Annotated in this window: 17 protein-coding genes and 1 tRNA gene; 9 read left to right on the forward strand and 9 right to left on the reverse strand. The window is 58.6% G+C overall.

Annotated features, from left to right (window positions below; genetic code table 11):
- Positions 1-448: 448 nt before the first annotated feature.
- The 3 genes from INS80_RS04350 to ychF all read right to left on the reverse strand — a co-directional run bounded on the left by INS80_RS04350 (position 449) and on the right by ychF (position 2,917).
- Positions 449-538 (reverse strand) — tRNA-Ser (locus tag INS80_RS04350).
- A 110-nt stretch (positions 539-648) separates the two neighbouring features.
- The gene (locus INS80_RS04355) at positions 649-1,503 is read right to left on the reverse strand and encodes a DMT family transporter (RefSeq protein ID WP_192964452.1); all 855 of its coding nucleotides are present in this window, start codon (positions 1,501-1,503) and stop codon (positions 649-651) included.
- Positions 1,504-1,819: 316 nt separating this feature from the next.
- Positions 1,820-2,917: a redox-regulated ATPase YchF gene (gene ychF / locus INS80_RS04360; RefSeq protein WP_192964453.1), complete on the reverse strand. Its 1,098-nt coding sequence runs from the start codon at positions 2,915-2,917 to the stop codon at positions 1,820-1,822.
- Positions 2,918-3,112: 195 nt separating this feature from the next.
- Between ychF and INS80_RS04365 the strand changes: the two genes are divergently transcribed.
- Complete coding sequence (locus INS80_RS04365; RefSeq protein ID WP_226892555.1) at positions 3,113-3,628, forward strand: acyloxyacyl hydrolase; 516 nt, start codon at positions 3,113-3,115, stop codon at positions 3,626-3,628.
- Between the two features lie 121 nt (positions 3,629-3,749).
- Positions 3,750-4,541 (forward strand): tryptophan synthase subunit alpha, encoded by a 792-nt coding sequence (trpA, locus tag INS80_RS04370; protein WP_192964454.1) that lies wholly within the window; start codon positions 3,750-3,752, stop codon positions 4,539-4,541.
- A 32-nt stretch (positions 4,542-4,573) separates the two neighbouring features.
- Here the strand turns inward: trpA and INS80_RS04375 are convergent, their stop codons facing one another.
- Positions 4,574-5,860: an ATP-binding protein gene (locus INS80_RS04375; RefSeq protein ID WP_226892556.1), complete on the reverse strand. Its 1,287-nt coding sequence runs from the start codon at positions 5,858-5,860 to the stop codon at positions 4,574-4,576.
- 240 nt (positions 5,861-6,100) lie between these two features.
- Here INS80_RS04375 and INS80_RS04380 point away from each other — a divergent pair, with 240 nt between their 5' ends.
- The 7 genes from INS80_RS04380 (at position 6,101) to hmuQ (ending at position 12,824) form a co-directional block, all read left to right on the forward strand.
- Positions 6,101-7,267, forward strand: coding sequence for an alpha-hydroxy acid oxidase (locus tag INS80_RS04380; RefSeq protein WP_192964455.1), 1,167 nt, complete (start codon positions 6,101-6,103; stop codon positions 7,265-7,267).
- 99 nt (positions 7,268-7,366) lie between these two features.
- Positions 7,367-9,112: a di-heme-cytochrome C peroxidase gene (locus INS80_RS04385; RefSeq protein ID WP_192964456.1), complete on the forward strand. Its 1,746-nt coding sequence runs from the start codon at positions 7,367-7,369 to the stop codon at positions 9,110-9,112.
- A 155-nt stretch (positions 9,113-9,267) separates the two neighbouring features.
- Entirely contained in the window at positions 9,268-9,891 is a 624-nt protein-coding gene (locus INS80_RS04390) for a 50S ribosomal protein L25/general stress protein Ctc (protein ID WP_192964457.1), read from the forward strand.
- 157 nt (positions 9,892-10,048) lie between these two features.
- The gene (pth, locus tag INS80_RS04395) at positions 10,049-10,741 is read left to right on the forward strand and encodes an aminoacyl-tRNA hydrolase (RefSeq protein ID WP_192964458.1); all 693 of its coding nucleotides are present in this window, start codon (positions 10,049-10,051) and stop codon (positions 10,739-10,741) included.
- A gap of 73 nt (positions 10,742-10,814) precedes the next feature.
- A complete protein-coding gene (locus tag INS80_RS04400; protein ID WP_192964459.1) occupies positions 10,815-11,978 on the forward strand; it encodes a serine hydrolase domain-containing protein in 1,164 nt (387 codons plus the stop codon).
- 9 nt (positions 11,979-11,987) lie between these two features.
- Entirely contained in the window at positions 11,988-12,359 is a 372-nt protein-coding gene (locus tag INS80_RS04405; protein WP_192964460.1) for a DUF2237 family protein, read from the forward strand.
- Between the two features lie 144 nt (positions 12,360-12,503).
- Positions 12,504-12,824, forward strand: coding sequence for a heme-degrading protein HmuQ (gene hmuQ, locus INS80_RS04410; protein ID WP_192964462.1), 321 nt, complete (start codon positions 12,504-12,506; stop codon positions 12,822-12,824).
- 59 nt (positions 12,825-12,883) lie between these two features.
- Here hmuQ and INS80_RS04415 read toward each other — a convergent pair whose 3' ends face one another.
- The 5 genes from INS80_RS04415 to INS80_RS04435 all read right to left on the reverse strand — a co-directional run bounded on the left by INS80_RS04415 (position 12,884) and on the right by INS80_RS04435 (position 16,651).
- On the reverse strand, positions 12,884-13,387 hold the full coding sequence (locus INS80_RS04415) for a helix-turn-helix transcriptional regulator (protein WP_192964464.1): 504 nt from the start codon (positions 13,385-13,387) through the stop codon (positions 12,884-12,886).
- A 42-nt stretch (positions 13,388-13,429) separates the two neighbouring features.
- The gene (locus tag INS80_RS04420; protein WP_226892557.1) at positions 13,430-13,900 is read right to left on the reverse strand and encodes a hypothetical protein; all 471 of its coding nucleotides are present in this window, start codon (positions 13,898-13,900) and stop codon (positions 13,430-13,432) included.
- A gap of 212 nt (positions 13,901-14,112) precedes the next feature.
- Positions 14,113-14,406: a hypothetical protein gene (locus INS80_RS04425; RefSeq protein WP_192964467.1), complete on the reverse strand. Its 294-nt coding sequence runs from the start codon at positions 14,404-14,406 to the stop codon at positions 14,113-14,115.
- Between the two features lie 224 nt (positions 14,407-14,630).
- Positions 14,631-15,890 (reverse strand): tryptophan synthase subunit beta, encoded by a 1,260-nt coding sequence (trpB, locus tag INS80_RS04430; protein WP_192964468.1) that lies wholly within the window; start codon positions 15,888-15,890, stop codon positions 14,631-14,633.
- A gap of 104 nt (positions 15,891-15,994) precedes the next feature.
- The gene (locus INS80_RS04435; protein WP_192964469.1) at positions 15,995-16,651 is read right to left on the reverse strand and encodes a phosphoribosylanthranilate isomerase; all 657 of its coding nucleotides are present in this window, start codon (positions 16,649-16,651) and stop codon (positions 15,995-15,997) included.
- Position 16,652: the final 1 nt, after the last annotated feature.

The following is a 16,652-nucleotide window of genomic DNA, read 5'->3' on the forward strand; positions in this document are numbered from 1 at the left end:
TGAAAGGGCCGGGTTTGCATCGCCTAGGTTGTCGGAGTGCTGTTTTTTTCGGTGAGCATCCAGCCAGCGGGATAGGTCGTGAATGCGGCGCATCACAAGCGGCCTCAGGAGCAACAGGGACGCAGCTTGGAGGAAGATAACGACACCTGCGACGGTTTCGCCGTAGCCCCCAGACCATCTCCAAAGCTCATCCCAGAAGAACCAAAGCGGAATTCCAGGCAGGAGAAGGAGCCCGACTGAAACCCATCCCTCGAAAGCGTCTGCTGAATTCTCCTTTGTCATGACCGCCGCAAATCAATTGAACATGCCCGCAAGGTAGCCTGTAAGTCGCCTCAAGTCTTCCTGCTTGTTCCGGGGCAGTCCATGTCGTTTTGGGGGACATCCTGGGGGACAAGACTGCGCCACCCGGTAAATTTATCTTTAAAATCAACGATATATAGGAAGGTGATGGCGGAGACGAAGGGATTCGAACCCTCGAGACGGTTTCCCGCCTACTCCCTTAGCAGGGGAGCGCCTTCGACCACTCGGCCACGTCTCCGCTGACCGTCCTATTTAAAAAGGCAAAGGCGTACAAGCGGTTTCTGCAGGAAATCTGCAGTTGAACTGAAATTGCCCCAGCGCGGAAAACACAACGGCAAGCCACCGAAGCTATCGGCGCTTGTAGGTCTCCCGGTGCCACACATAAAGTCCGGCTCCCGCGATTAGAACGCTGCCCAAGATAGTCCAGACGTCGGGTATCTCGGCAAAAAATACCAGCCCCCACAGCGCCGCAAAGGCAAGTCCTGTGTAGGAAAACGGCGCCAGCATGGCCGCCTCGCCCTGAGAAAACGCCCGGATCAAGGCCAGTTGTCCAACTGTTCCTGCCAACGCGATGATCGCCATAAGGGATGCGTCGCCAGGATCGGGAGACTGCCACTGGAAAGGAACTGCGAGGCTCAGAAGGACAGTACCGACGAGGCCCGTATAGAACAGAGATGTCCAGACATCCTCATCCGGCCCAACCCGCCGGGTCAACAAGGCATAACCCGAGTAACAGGCAGCGGCCGCCAACGGCAGCAGCGCAGCCGGCGTGAACACGCCGCTTCCGGGCCGCATGACGATCATGGCCCCGATCAGCGCAACGGCGATGCCCCCTACCCTGCGAATGCCAAGCCGCTCGCCCAGAAAAAGCGCCGCGCCAAGAGTGATCAGAACTGGGTTGGTGGACATCAGCGCCGCGGCATCGGTAAGGGGAATGAGGCTCAACCCTGTGAAAAAGAACGCTGTTGCACTCATGAGCAGAATCGAACGCAGCAGTTGCAGAACCGGGTATCGGGTGCGGACCACCTGTGTCACACGCGGCATCACGAGCACCAGCACCAACACCATCTGCCCCGCATAGCGGGCCCATAAGGCAGGTAGAACGCCGACACCGGGCGTTACGGCCTTGACCGCCGCATCCATAATTGAAAAGCAGAAGATCGCTCCGATCATCAGCATAATTGCGCGGCTTTGCTGTGTCATTGGCTATCGGGTCTTCCTGCATTTTGCTGCATTTGCGTGAGCTCCCGATGGCGCGGCGATCCTTACCAAAGGCAATAGGTTCCTGTGAATGAAACGTAGGTGGGGCCTCGGCCAGAACTCGAGTGATATACCAAACTGTTTGAAAATGCATATAGGCGCATTCTCGTGTGCTCAAGTGCACTGGATAGAATGGCTATGTGCAACGGTGCGAAGACCACGGCGTTTTGGAACTTCGAACCTGCTTTCCTGCCCTTAATGAAAAACACCCGCGAAGATACATCGCGGGTGTTACATGTGGTTTGTAAAAAAGGGGTGCTTAGGTGTTGAACAGGAAGTGCATCACATCACCGTCCTGAACGATGTAGGATTTGCCCTCAGCACGCATCTTTCCGGCTTCCTTGGCACCCTGCTCGCCGTTGTGAGCGATGAAATCCTCATAGGCGATGGTTTCTGCACGGATGAAACCCTTTTCGAAATCCCCATGGATCACGCCGGCCGCCTGCGGCGCGGAAGTGCCCTGACGGATGGTCCAGGCGCGCGCCTCTTTCGGGCCGACGGTAAAATAGGTTTCCAGATGCAGCAACTCGTAGCCTGCGCGGATCAGTCGGTCGAGGCCTGCCTCGGTAAGGCCCATTTCCTCAAGGAACATCTGGGCTTCTTCCGCCTCCAACTGGCTGATCTCTTCTTCGATCTGAGCGGAAATGATTACGTGGGAGTTGCCCTGGGCGGCGGCCATTTCAGCCACTTTGGCGGAATGCTCATTGCCCTCGACGGATTCGGCTTCGCCGACGTTGCAGACATAGAGAACCGGTTTGGTGGTCAGAAGCTGCAGCATACGCCAGGCCTTGGCGTCTTCGGCATCCACCTCGACCAGCCGTGCGGGCTTGCCGTCTTCGAGCATGGCCTGGGCATCGGCCAGCAGCCGGTCCTGCTGCTGCGCTTCCTTGTCATTGCCCTTCAGCTTGCGCACCAGACCCGCGCGACGCTTTTCGATGCTTTCCAGATCCGCCAGCATCAGTTCGGTTTCGATGGTTTCGGCATCAGCCACCGGATCAACGCGACCCTCCACGTGGGTCACGTCGCCATCTTCAAAGCAGCGCAGCACATGGGCGATGGCGTCTACCTCGCGGATGTTGGCAAGGAACTGGTTGCCAAGTCCCTCGCCCTTGGAGGCGCCTTTGACCAGCCCTGCAATATCGACAAAGGTCATCCGCGTCGGGATGATCTGCTTGGAGCCCGCGATGGCCGCCAGCTTGTCGAGGCGCGCATCAGGAACACCGACCTCTCCCACATTGGGTTCGATCGTGCAGAACGGAAAATTCGCCGCCTGTGCCGAAGCCGTTTTCGTCAACGCGTTGAACAGCGTCGATTTGCCAACATTGGGCAGACCGACGATTCCCATTTTAAAGCCCATAGCGGCCTCCTGATGCCATTTGGGAGCCGCTTCTAGGCACCAATGGGACTTGGCGCAAGCATCCTTGGCATCTCAGCCCACACAGGCGGTGGAATTTGAGAACCGGTCACGGATCTTCACGACCTGTGCCAATTCCTTGATTTCCGTGTTGCATCCGGTCTTCAATGCACATGTTCCAGGCACCCTGATGCCAACATGCAGAGATTAATCATGAAATACGCCGCCGCTCTTTCCACGCTCGCCGCTCTAACCTTCGGTGCCGACCTAGTCGCTGCCCAAGACAGAGAGCTTTCCATCGGCCTTGGATATTCTGAGTTCTCCCGATCCGGGGCCGAGAACGGTGCTCTCGTATCGCTCGACTACCGACACACACCGTTTTTTGAGAAAGGGATCTTCGCTGCCCGATTTGGGGCAGCTGTGGATGTACAGGAAACCGGAGATGCCTTTTTGGGAGCCGGCATTGCGGGGAAGTGGGATCTTGGCAAGTCGTGGTTCATTGATGCCAGCATCCTGCCCGGAGCCTTTGTAGAAAATGTCGACCTCAATGATTTGGGTTCGACTTTCGAGATCCGCAGCCAGATCGCAGTCGGCCACAGGTTTGCAAATGGCACGGCGCTTTCGCTGTCCCTGTCCCACAAATCCAATGCCTCGACCGGAGATATCAATCCTGGCGTGAACTCTTTGCAGCTGCGCTGGCATTTTCCGCTTTGACGCGGGTCCGCACACGCGCCTTCTCAAGGCCCGGCGATCTGCGCATGCCAGTCGGGCTTGGGATTGATTTCCGCTTCAACATTCGGCACACCAATGCGGACAGTTAAAACAAGGCCCGACCATGACCCGCATCGATGCAAAATTCGCAGACCTCAAGGCAGCAGGGAAGAAAGCTTTCGTCTCTTATGTCATGGCCGGAGATCCTGACTACGAAACCTCTTTGCAGGTCGTCAAAGGCCTGCCTGCTGCGGGCGTGGACATCATTGAGCTAGGCCTGCCCTTTACCGATCCCATGGCCGATGGTCCGACCATCCAACTGGCTGGTCAGCGGGCGCTGGATGGGGGAATGACGCTTGAGCGCACGTTGGAGCTGGCGCGCGAATTCCGCAAGGAAGACGACACCACGCCGATCGTGCTGATGGGCTATTACAACCCGATCTACAATCGCGGGGTCGACACCTTCCTCGCGGATGCAAAAGCGGCCGGGATCGACGGTCTGATCGTTGTGGACTTGCCCCCCGAAGAAGACGAAGAGCTGTGCATTCCGGCGCAGGCTGCGGGGCTCAATTTTATTCGACTGGCGACGCCCACCACCGATGACAAGCGCCTTCCCCGTGTTCTCCAGAACACATCTGGTTTTGTCTATTATGTCTCAATCACCGGCATTACCGGCGCTGCCGAGGCCGAAGCGGGAGATGTAGGCCCCGAAGTGGCGCGCATCAAATCCGCGACCGACCTGCCTGTCATCGTCGGGTTTGGGATCAACACCCCAGACAAAGCGCGCAATATCGCTTCGGTCTCTGATGGCGCCGTTGTGGGCAGTGCCATCGTAGGCCAGATCGGAGCGGGCAAGAGTGTTGAAGAGGTTCTCGCCTTCGTCAAATCCCTCTCCGACGGAGCCCACGCGGCCTGAGACCAGCCCTGCGCACGCGACACCATCAGCTATCAAACATGTTCAGGGGCGTCTTCACGTCTTGAGGCCGCACTAAGCGCGCGCGCCATGATGGCAATCAGATCGCGCTTGCGAGTCGGTTTGGCGACATAGTCAGACATTCCGCGTGCCAGATAGCCCTGCACCTGGTGCAGCATCGCATTCGCAGAGATCGCAATGATCGGGGTCGGCGGCAGCCCGGCCTCTTGCTCGGCTGCTCGGATCTTGTCTGTTGCGGTAACCCCGTCCATCACAGGCATGTTGATGTCCATAAGGATCAGGTCCGCACCGCCCGCCTGCCAAAGCTCGAACAATTCAGCCCCGTCCGGCAGGATCTCCAGATCAAGATCGTATTCTTTCAACTGGTGACGCAGTACCATCTGATTGGTGAGGTTGTCCTCGGCCACCAAGACCCGCCAGCGCCGACACCTCAGCAGATCATGGCTCCAGTCACTGTCCTCCGTGGATGTCCCGGCAGAGGGCTGCGCTACCTTCAGGACGAGGGAGACATGAAACTCGCTTCCATCGCCTTCGGCACTTGTGAAGGCGATGCTGCCACCCAGTTCCGTACAGATCTGCTGCGCCACAACAAGGCCCAGCCCAGTACCGCCATATCGCCTGTTCACACTGGCCTCGGCCTGAACGAAAGGGTTGAACAACTTGCCGTGCTGGGTTTCATGAATACCGGCTCCAGTGTCGCGCACCCGGAAATCGAGCGCAATGGTGGCGCCGTCAAGCGGAGCGGCGGAAACACTGAAGGTCACCGCTCCCTCGGTGGTGAATTTCAAGGCATTGGACAACAGGTTGCCAAGAACCTGCCGCAGACGGACCGGATCCAGTTTGGCCCAGACCTCCCTTTTGACCATGAGGCCACTCAGAACAGTCGTGAAAGACAGACCTTTTGCCTCGATCCGCGGGCGAAATTCTTCGCACAAAGACAAAAAGGTCTCATTCACATTGGTCGGCAGCCATTCCAGTTCAAGTTTGCCTGCCTCAACCTTCGACAGGTCCAGAACGTCGTTGACGATCGTCAACAGCAGGTTCCCGCTGCATTTGATCGTGTCCAGGGTTTGCTTCTGGTCCTCCCGCAATCCGCTTTCCGCAAGGGCATCAGCCATACCAAGGACACCGTGCAGAGGAGTGCGGATTTCGTGGCTCATGACAGCAAGGAAGGCGGATTTTGCAGCATTGGCCGCTTCGGCTTTTTCACGCGCCAAACGTTCACGCTCAAATGCAGCCCGCATTTCAGCCACTGTACCCCGTTCCGGGAAAGACGACTTGGAATTGCGTTTTACGGTCAATGCCTCTTGCCTGACAGGCCCCTCCCAGCTCTCTCGGGCGATGATCTGACAATCAAAACGATCATTGCCAGAAAACCGCGCACCCTTCACCCACCTAGAATCCTACAGGTCTCTCCAAATAAAGCTAACGCAAAATGTCATTTAGAGACATTTTGTGTCGTGATCATTGCGTCCAAGATAGAAAATTGGTAAACATTATTGACCACATCATAAGCCACACTGGGGGCGAGGACAGAACCTGTGCCGGTAATAACAAATATTAATGACTTAAAGCGCATCTACGAACGACGTGTTCCAAGGATGTTTTACGACTACGCCGAAAGTGGCAGTTGGACGGAACAGACGTTCCGCGAGAACACCTCTGATTTCGAACAGATCCGCCTGAGACAGCGGGTGGCGGTCGATATGTCTGGCCGCTCCACCGCAAGCCAGATGATCGGGCAGGATGTTACTATGCCCGTCGCTCTGGCACCTGTTGGCCTAACCGGCATGCAGCATGCAGATGGCGAGATCAAAGCCGCCCGTGCCGCCGAAGCCTTTGGCGTGCCCTTCACACTGTCCACCATGTCGATCAACTCGATCGAGGACGTGGCCGAGGCGACCACCAAACCCTTCTGGTTCCAGCTTTACACCATGAAGGACGAAGACTACGTGCGCCGCCTGATCGAACGGGCCAAGGCCGCAAAGTGTTCGGCCCTGGTGATCACGCTGGACCTTCAGATCCTCGGTCAGCGCCACAAGGATCTGAAGAACGGCCTTTCCGCCCCACCGAAACTGACACCCAAGACAATCGCAAACCTGATGACGAAATGGGCCTGGGGCATCGAAATGCTGGGCGCGAAACGTCGCGAGTTCGGCAATATCGTGGGCCATGTGGAAGGAATCTCCGACGCTTCTTCGCTGGGCGCCTGGACCGCGGAACAGTTCGACCCCTCGCTCGATTGGAGCAAAATCGAAAAACTGAAAGAGATGTGGGGCGGCAAGGTGATCCTGAAAGGGATCCTGGACGCCGAAGACGCCAAGATGGCCGCCAAGGTCGGCGCCGATGCCATTGTGGTCTCCAACCACGGTGGGCGCCAGCTGGATGGCGCGCTCAGCTCGATCCGCATGCTACCGCAGATCATGGACGCAGTCGGGGATGAGGTCGAGGTCCATCTCGACAGCGGTATCCGCTCGGGCCAGGACGTCTTGAAGGCGCTGGCGCTGGGGGCCAAGGGCACCATGATCGGTCGAGCTTTTGTCTACGGCCTCGGCGCCATGGGGCAAAAGGGCGTCACCACCGCGCTAGAGGTGATCCAGAAGGAGCTCGACACCACCATGGCCCTGTGCGGCGAGCGCAACGTGAAGGATCTGGGCCGTCACAACCTGCTGATTCCCGAAGGTTTCGAAGGGATCTGGCAAGACTGAGGCTCTGCGAACATCAATCTCTGATTGATATTTGACTATCCTGAACGCCTGATACGTGCAATCATGGGTTGTGCGTATCGGGTATTCAGGAGGCGTTTCATGAAAAAGCTAGTTGCAGCCTGCTTTGCGGTCGCTGCAGCCATTTCCATGCCGGCCAAGGCTCAGACCGTCTACATCAACCAGGGCAACAGCTGGACCGCGGATCTCCGGCAAGAGTTCTACACGCAGGACCAAGGCGCGCGGATCATGCCGATTGCCTGGATGCGGGCCTTGACCCTGCCGGATGGGCAGGCCTTTCTTCACGACGCTTTAGCCCGCTATGGCTACCTGCCGCTGCCCGGACGGCAAGAGGCTGATCTGCCGGTAGGTTTCACCACCAATGGCAGCGGTGCGGATATGGCCATCGGCATGACCTGCGCCGCCTGTCACACGCGGCAGATCGATGTGAGTGGCACCAACTACCGGATTGACGGAGGCCCAGCCATTGTGGACTTCCAGAGTTTCCTCAAAGACTTGGATGAGGCCGTGCTGGCGGTGCTTGAAACCTCGGCTCGCTTTGACGCCTTTGCCAAGACCGTTTTGGGCCCCAATGCTTCTGCCGCCGAGATTGCCACCTTCAAAGACGAGGTCACCGTCTGGAGCAAACGCTTTCACACACTGATAGACCGTTCATTGCCTGACCCGTCCTGGGCGCCCGCGCGGCTGGATGCGCTGTCGATGATCTTCAACCGGCTTGCGGGGCTCGACATCGGCGCGCCTGAAGATAACTATCTCATTCCAGACAATATTGCCGTCGCGGACGCCCCGGCGCGCTATCCATTCCTTTGGAACGCGGCGCGGCAGGACTTCACCCAGTGGCCTGGATTTGCTGCCAATGGCAACGACCTTCTTGGTCTGTCGCGCAACCTGGGCGAGGTCTACGGAGTCTTTGGTGACTTCCACCCGCTGCCGCAGTCCGGCCTGTTGTTCAATCGCGACTACATCAGCCAGAACTCGGCCAACTGGCAGGGCCTGAAAGCGCTGGAAGAGTGGATATGGGATATCGGCGCCCCCCGGTGGCCTTGGGAGCTGTATCACACACTGGCTGCACAGGGTGAGATCATCTTCAACCTGCCCACCACGCAAGGCGGCTGTGTCGAATGCCACGGCAAGAAGAAAGGCAAGTTCCGCTCAATCTTCCACACCACCTTTGCCACACCCATCCAGGATGTCGGCACTGATATTCGCGAATGTCAGATCCTGAAACGCCAGGTGCAGACCGGTGTTCTGAATGGCGCCAAGATCCCCCTGATCGGAACCACGCTGGGAGAGCAGGCCCAAGCCTTTGATGTGCTGGCGGTCTCAGTCATCGGGGCCATCGTGCAGCATTCCCTTGGCAGCTATGACGACAAGATGCTGACAGCGGCGAAAACTGCGGTCGAAACCCCGGACCGCGCAGATGACATGGAAACGCTCGCGCCCTTCACAGACCTCAGGGGCGCCTTTCCGACTGGCGATAGTGCCGGGGTGCTCGAATCAATGACTGCAGACAGCAGTTGCGCCTATGAGGCGCGTGTTCTCGACGGGATCTGGGCGGCCGCGCCCTACCTACACAATGGGTCGGTTCCCAGTCTGGCCGAGTTGTTGAAATCGCCCGACCAGCGCATCGCCTCCTTCAAGCCCGGCCCTGCCTATGACATCGAATCGGTCGGCATGGCCAGCGATCAGACGGCCTTTGACCAGGTGATCGAAACCACCGGCTGTGATGATCTTGCCTCGGGCAACAGCCGCTGTGGCCACGATTTTGGCACGAACCTGTCTGATGCGGACAAGGCCGCCTTGCTTGAGTACCTGAAATCGATTTGAACCAGTATCAAGGCAGCCTTTGGCGGCGCCGGACAGAGGTCCGGCGTCGTCTATTATTTAGCGCTTTGCATTTCAGGCGATCTCGGCTATACGCGCGGCTTCACGCGGGGTGACAGCCTTGGAGGCATCCCGCCCTAACATATTGGAGAATTCAAATGGCTGGAGAGATTCCTGATCTCGTTTGCCAGGAACGTGCGGGGACGGGCAAGGGCGCCGCTCGCGCAGCGCGTCGCGCTGGCATGGTTCCTGGTGTTGTTTTTGGTGGCGATGCTGAGCCGATGGCGATTCAGATCCCCTTCAACGAGCTGTTCAAAAAGCTGAAGGCTGGTCGTTTCAAGTCGACCCTGTGGAACCTGAAGGTCGAAGGCCAGGAAGACGTGCGCGTCATCTGCCGCGACGTCCAGCGTGACGTGGTCAAGGATCTGCCCACTCACTTCGACCTGATGCGCCTGCGTCGCACCACCAAGATCAACCTGTTCATTCCGGTTGAATTCACCGGTGAAGAGGTTGCGCCCGGCATCAAAAAAGGCGGCATGCTGTCCGTTGTCCGCCCCGAGGTGGAACTGGTTGTGACCGCCGGCGACATCCCCGAGAAGCTGGTTATCGACATCTCCGAGCTGCAGATCGGTGACACCGTCACCATCTCTGCTGTTGACCTGCCCAGCGGTGCCAAGCCGACCATCGACCGTGACTTCGTGATTGCGAACATCGCAGCACCTGCTGGCCTGGCTGCCTCGGACGATGAGGAAGAAGGCGAAGCGGAAGCCGCAGAAGAATAAAATCTGCGCCACTGTCTGGATTTTTGAACGGAGCCCCTTGTCGGGCTCCGTTTTCTTTTGCCGTACGCAGAGGCACCACCTCTGGATTTTCGGCGACCGAACGGGCATGTATTCCTATCACTGACTCCAGAGCGACCTTCAAACAGCGAGCAACTCAATGAAACTCTTTGTCGGACTTGGCAACCCTGGCGCAAAATACGAGCACAACCGGCACAACATCGGTTTCATGGCGCTGGACCGGATCGCCGAGGATCACGGGTTTTCGTCCTGGAAATCGAAGTTTCAGGGACAAGTCAGCGAAGGCACTCTGGGCGGAACCAAGGTGCTGCTGCTGAAACCGCAGACCTTCATGAACAACTCTGGTCAGTCCGTCGGAGAGGCGATGCGGTTCTACAAACTCACCCCGGCGGATGTGACTGTGCTGCATGACGAGTTGGACCTTGCCCCCGGCAAGGCGCGCGTCAAACAGGGTGGTGGCCATGCGGGCCACAACGGGCTTCGGTCGATCCACGCCCATATCGGGGCGGACTATGCCCGCGTGCGCCTTGGGATCGGTCATCCCGGCCACAAGGACGCAGTCGCGGGCTATGTGTTGCGCGATTTTCCCAAGGCGGATGAAGCCTGGCTGGATGATCTGATGCGTGGAATATCAGACGGCGCCGCCGAACTGGCCAAAGGCGATGGCGGCAAGTTCATGAATGCGGTCGCCCTACGCACCGCCCCGCCGCGCAGCTCGACTTCCCCCAAGGGAAAAGACAAGCCCGCAAAAGAGCAAAGGGCCGAAACGGACGCGCCGAAGGCCGAGGACACCCGCTCACCGATGCAGCGTCTGGTGGACAAGTTCCGCTAGCCCGCTTGCCGTTGCGTCCGCTTTGCGCAAGGCCCGCCCCACAGCTAGGCTGACGCAAAAGGGGAGGAAAGACATGCGCAAATTCCTGCGGATCGCCGGGCGTGTTCTGGCTGTATTGGCGGTTGTCGTTGTGGCAGGCGGACTGTGGAAGCGCGAAGAGATCATGCGCCTATGGGCCGTGAACTCGCTCTTTTCCGCAGAAAAGATCGTGTACAACTTTTCAAACATGGATGCCGCCTTTCTGACCCAGCCGGTGCAGCGCGGCGAAACTGCCGTCTCAGCCCTGCCCCAAGGGCCAGAGATGACCCTGCCGGGCGGTACCCAGGACTGGATCACGGACCGGGCGGTCACTTCGCTTCTGGTGCTGAAGGATGGGGAGGTCCGCCACGAAAGCTATCACCTCGGCACCGGTGAGGACGACCGCCGCATCTCGTGGTCGGTGGCAAAGAGTTACCTCTCGGCCCTCTTTGGGATCCTCTTGGAGGAAGGCGCAATCGCCTCCATCGACGATCCGGTCACAAAGTATGCGCCGCTCCTGGAAGGCAGCGCCTATGACGGGGCCAGCATTCGCAACGTGTTGAACATGGCCAGCGGTGTCACCTTTGACGAGGACTATCTGGACTACGATTCGGATATCAACCGCATGGGCCGCGAGGTGGCTTTGGGCGGCACGCTCGATCAGTTCGCGGCAGATCTGACAGAGACGTTCACCGACCCCGGCGCCACTTGGCAGTATGTCTCCATCGATACCCATGTGATCGGCATGGTAATCCGAGGCGCCACGGGCCGCAGTATCCCGGATCTTTTGTCGGAAAAGATCATTACGCCACTGGGACTTGAGCAAGAGCCCTACTACGTGACCGATGGCGAAAGCGTTGCCTTTGTCTTGGGCGGGCTCAATATCACCACGCGAGACTATGCCCGCTTTGGCCTTATGATCGAACAGGACGGCCTATATGCCGGTCAGCAAATCGTGCCTGCGAGTTGGATTGAAGCCTCAACCCGCCCCTCTGCCCCGACTGAGGAAGGTAAAATCGGCTATGGCTATCAATGGTGGATCCCGGTCGGTGCACAGGCGGGCGAATTCATGGCCCGTGGCGTCTATGGCCAGTACATCTACATAGATCAGGCCCGCGATGTGGTCATCGTCAGCACCGCTGCGGATCGGAAATTCCGGGACAACGGCGTTAACCGCGCTAATATCGAAATGTTCCGAGAAATTGCCCGCGCACTATAGGTCAGCCACATGGAAAAAGACGAGAGCATCAACGTATTGGGCAGCGCCCTACAGCCCTGTTCCACCGATCCTTTGACTGGCTTTTTCCGCGATGGCGCCTGCAACACCTGCGCGGCGGATCAGGGCAGCCATACCGTCTGCGCGGTGATGACCGCCGAATTCCTGGCCTATTCGAAATACGTCGGCAACGATCTCAGCACGCCCCGGCCAGAATACCAGTTTCCCGGCCTCAAACCGGGCGACAGCTGGTGCCTGTGCGCCGCGAGGTTCCTGCAAGCTGTTGACGAAGGCTGCGCTCCAAAAGTCAATCTGGCGGGCACGCATCTTCGCGCGCTCGATCTCGTCCCGCTTTCGATCCTGGAAGCGCATGCGGCCCGGTAAACACCTGTGCGCCTGTGCCTCATCCGGTTTTCGTTGACCGATTCGCATTTTCTCCGGTAGGGAACATCATCGCCAGCCCCGGTGCGCACCATTGCCTGCCTTCGCCAGCCTTATGCAAACGCTGAAGAAAAAACCGAGGGCAAAATGACTTACATCGCCATGAACCGCTTCAAGATCCGTCCTGGACATGAGGCAGACTTCGAAACCATCTGGAAAAACCGTGAAAGCCGTCTGACGGAGATGAAGGGTTTCCGCGAATTCCGCCTGCTGAAGGGGCCCAAAGGCGAAGACCACAGCCTCTATTCAAGCCACGTGATTTGGGACAGCCAGGAAGACTTCGAGGCCTGGACTAAGTCCGAACAGTTTCGAGATTCCCACCGCAATGCACGCCGCGCGGAGGGGGAGAGCCCCTTTATCGGGCATCCGCAGTTCGAAGGGTTCGAAACCGTCCTGCAGGAAAGCTGAGGCAGAATATCTGCCTACCAAAAACCACTGGATTGAGGCACAGTCCGGTGCCTTGATCCTCATGCGGCCTGATCGCCCTCCAGATCTTGTTCCATCAAGTCCTCAATGAACAGGCTCAAAAGCTGGGTCCGCCCGCTCACACCCGCCTTGCGGTATATTGCATTGCTTTGCGCCTTTACCGTGCCATCGGAGGTCTCCCGCAACGCGGCAATTTCCGAAAGGCTGAGCCCCTTGAGGGTAAAAAGCGCTACGTCCCGTTCGGCCGGTGTCAGCTTCCAGGCGTCGAAGCGATCTTCCAGGTGGTCCTTGAAGGTCGCCTGAAGGAGACGCAAGGATGCCTCGGCCCGCCGAACCCTCTGCTGACTGCGCCGAAAGGCAATCCAGCCCAGAATAACACCCAGAACAAGACCCACGGCCGCACCAATCTCGATCAACTCGCGCAGTTGCCAGCTGATCGGGCGCGACCTTAACCCCAGAACGGTCATCGTGATATCAGAGACGAAGAATAGGGCGCACAGCCCTTGTACGACGATCAAAGCGGGCAGAAACAGGCCTCTCCTCATGTCGTCTTGGTCCCCGATGCTGCGCGCGGAAATATGAGCCTATCAATCATCCCCATCTCCGCTCTCGCCACCTCCGCCATGGCCCGAACCACCGCCTGCTCCTCCACCGCTGGAACCGCTTCCTGCGCCATGGCCACCCGGAGCATTGCCCCCGGCAGCTCCGTCGCCATCATCGCCATCACTGTCATCAGAGCTGGAATCAGAAGAGTCAGTAGCAGTCCCCGAGCCGCCGCCATCGAACAGGCTGAACAGTCCTCTGCCGCTCCGCTCGGCGCCCTTGTCTTCAATGTAGTCGCGCAGGATTTCACCCGTTCCGGGATTGACGATGATCTCTCTGTCAACCGTGTCCGTGGACGCGACGATCCTGTATCGGCCAAGGAACGTGCGCGAGACTTCGATCTGGCCATAGCCCTGGCTGCGCAACTGGTCCGTTATGCTGTCGGTCAGGCGATCCGCAGCGGCCATGCCCGGAAGCATCAGCAGCAACACGGCCGCAAAGAGGAGGTCAGCCATCCTACGACGCACGGATCATGTCCTCCTTTGAGTCGAGTTGCGTGGAGTTACAGAGCGTTTTGTGCACCATGGCACTGATCGGCAGAAAAGCTCAACCGCGGCATCAGGCAGAACATACCGCGGTTGAACCTTTCGAGACGCGTTCGGGGAATGAAGCATTGGGACAGATGCTACAAATGCGCCTCGGGCGCGCTTGGCGTGCGCGTTTCAGTCTAATCGTGACCGCCGCCATGGCCGTCGCCACCTTCGCCACCGTGACCTTCACCGCCATGACCCTCTCCGCCGTGGCCCTCTCCGTCGTCATGGCCGTCACCATGATCTGAACTGTCATCGCCATGGTCATCGGATCGGCCATAGGCGTGGGCGTGCTGGTTGGCGTGTTCGTTCTGATGTGCATGTTCATAGGAATGCTCATGCTCTTCACCCGAACTTACATCGGTGGAGGCAAATGTGGTGGCCGCCAAACCCAAGAGGATGGCTGTGCTGGTCAGAAGTACGCGGTTCATCTCGGTCGTCCTTTTCTTGATCATTTCAGCAGACGGTGTTCATCCGCCTTGGCCAAGAGTGGGCAAACCGTGGAGTGGTGGAACATTGGACCCAGGTTTAGTTTCGGCTGACCCTGTCTTTGGTTTAGTCCACGTAAACCTCGGTTTATGCCCCCAAAAAGCAAAAAGAGCCGCAGTGATACGGCTCTTTCTGTTTGAAATTGCTGTCGAAATGCAGAGGCGGATTACTCTTCCAGATCACGGCCTTCTTCAGTGTCGGACATGTCAAAACCAAGGTGCCGGGCAACGGTGAAGATGTCCTTGTCGCCGCGACCGCACATGTTCATCACGATGATGTGGTCTTTTGGCAGGGTCGGCGCGATCTTCATCACATGGGCCAGAGCATGGCTTGGCTCCAGCGCAGGGATGATTCCTTCAAGCGCACAGGACAGTTGGAAGGCCTCAAGCGCTTCCTTGTCGGTGATCGAGACATATTCGGCGCGGCCAATGTCGTGCAGCCATGCGTGTTCGGGGCCGATACCCGGATAGTCGAGCCCAGCAGAGATCGAGAAGCCTTCGAGGATCTGACCATCGTCGTCCTGCAAAAGATATGTCCGGTTGCCATGCAAGACACCCGGACGCCCGCCAGTCAGAGAGGCGCAATGCTGCATCTTTTCATCAACACCTTTACCACCGGCCTCGACCCCGATGATGTTCACGCTCTTGTCGTCAAGGAACGGGTAGAACAGCCCCATGGCGTTGGAGCCGCCGCCGATCGCGGCGATCACCGTGTCCGGCAGGCGACCTTCGCCCTCTTGTTCTGCCAGCTGCCAGCGGACCTCCTTGCCGATAACCGACTGGAAGTCGCGCACCATCGCCGGATAGGGATGCGGGCCTGCCACGGTGCCAATGCAATAGAAGGTATCACGCACATTGGTCACCCAGTCGCGCAGCGCGTCGTTCATTGCATCCTTGAGCGTACCGCGTCCGGAGGTCACCGGGATCACTTCAGCCCCCAGCAGGCGCATGCGGAAGACGTTGGGGGCCTGACGTTTGACGTCGTGAGCCCCCATGTAGACAACGCATTTCAGCCCGAATTTCGCACAGACAGTCGCTGTGGCCACCCCATGCTGACCGGCCCCGGTCTCGGCGATAATCCGGGTCTTGCCCATGCGGCGCGCCAGCAGGATCTGCCCCAGCACGTTGTTCACCTTGTGCGCGCCGGTGTGGTTCAGCTCGTCGCGTTTCATATAGACCTTGGCACCGCCCAGATGCTCCGTCAGGCGCTCGGCGAAGTAAAGCGGGCTGGGACGGCCCACATAGTGTTTCCACAGATCGTCCATCTCGGCCCAGAACGTCGGGTCGTCCTTTGCCCGTTCGTATTCCTCTTCCAGGCTCAGGATCAGCGGCATCAGCGTTTCACTGACGAAACGCCCACCGAAGATGCCAAAGCGGCCCTTTTCATCGGGTCCGTTCATGAAGCTGTTGAAAAGATCTTCGGCCATGATTGTTCCTCTCTGCGCGGCACTGCTCCTGACTATAGCGCGTCTGGCGATGGGTAAAGAGAGCAACGCGGAAAACCTGTGGCGGAGAGGTGGCTCGGAACCGCTCAGCCGCGCGCACCATGGGCGGCTGAGACGAAGGCTGCGATCTTCTCTGCGTCCTTCTGGCCCGGTGCAGCCTCTACGCCGGAGGAGACATCGACCTGCCGCGCCCCGGTCATGCGGATCGCCTCACCCACATTCTCAGGGGTTAGGCCACCGGCCAGCATCCAGGGTTTGCGCCAGTATTTCCGTGACGCCAAGAGGCGCCAGTCGAAGGCCAGACCGTTGCCACCGGGCAGGTCTGCTCCTTTGGGAGGTTTGGCGTCGATCAGCAACTGGTCAGCCACATCGGAGTAAAGATCAATCTGCGCCAGATCTGCGGAATCGGCGACTCCGATCGCTTTCATGACTGGCAGGCCGTAACGCGATTTAACCTCAGCCACCCGCGTCGGGCTCTCGCTCCCATGAAGTTGCAACATATCCAGCGGTACCGCGGTGATCAGCGCATCAAGCGCCTGATCATCCGCATTCACGGTTAGCGCAACCTTGCACAGGCCGACGGGGGCATGCCCAGCAAGGCTGGCAGCGGTTTCCAAGGAAACGTTGCGCGGGGATTTTGGGAAAAACACGAAACCCGCATAGGCCGCACCGACACGCGCTGCACACTCGACATCCTGCGGCGTGCTGAGGCCGCAGACCTTCACCCGAATATCGGTAGTCATG

The organism is Phycobacter azelaicus, assembly GCF_014884385.1.
In the GTDB taxonomy this organism is placed as follows: Bacteria; Pseudomonadota; Alphaproteobacteria; order Rhodobacterales; family Rhodobacteraceae; genus Phycobacter; species Phycobacter azelaicus.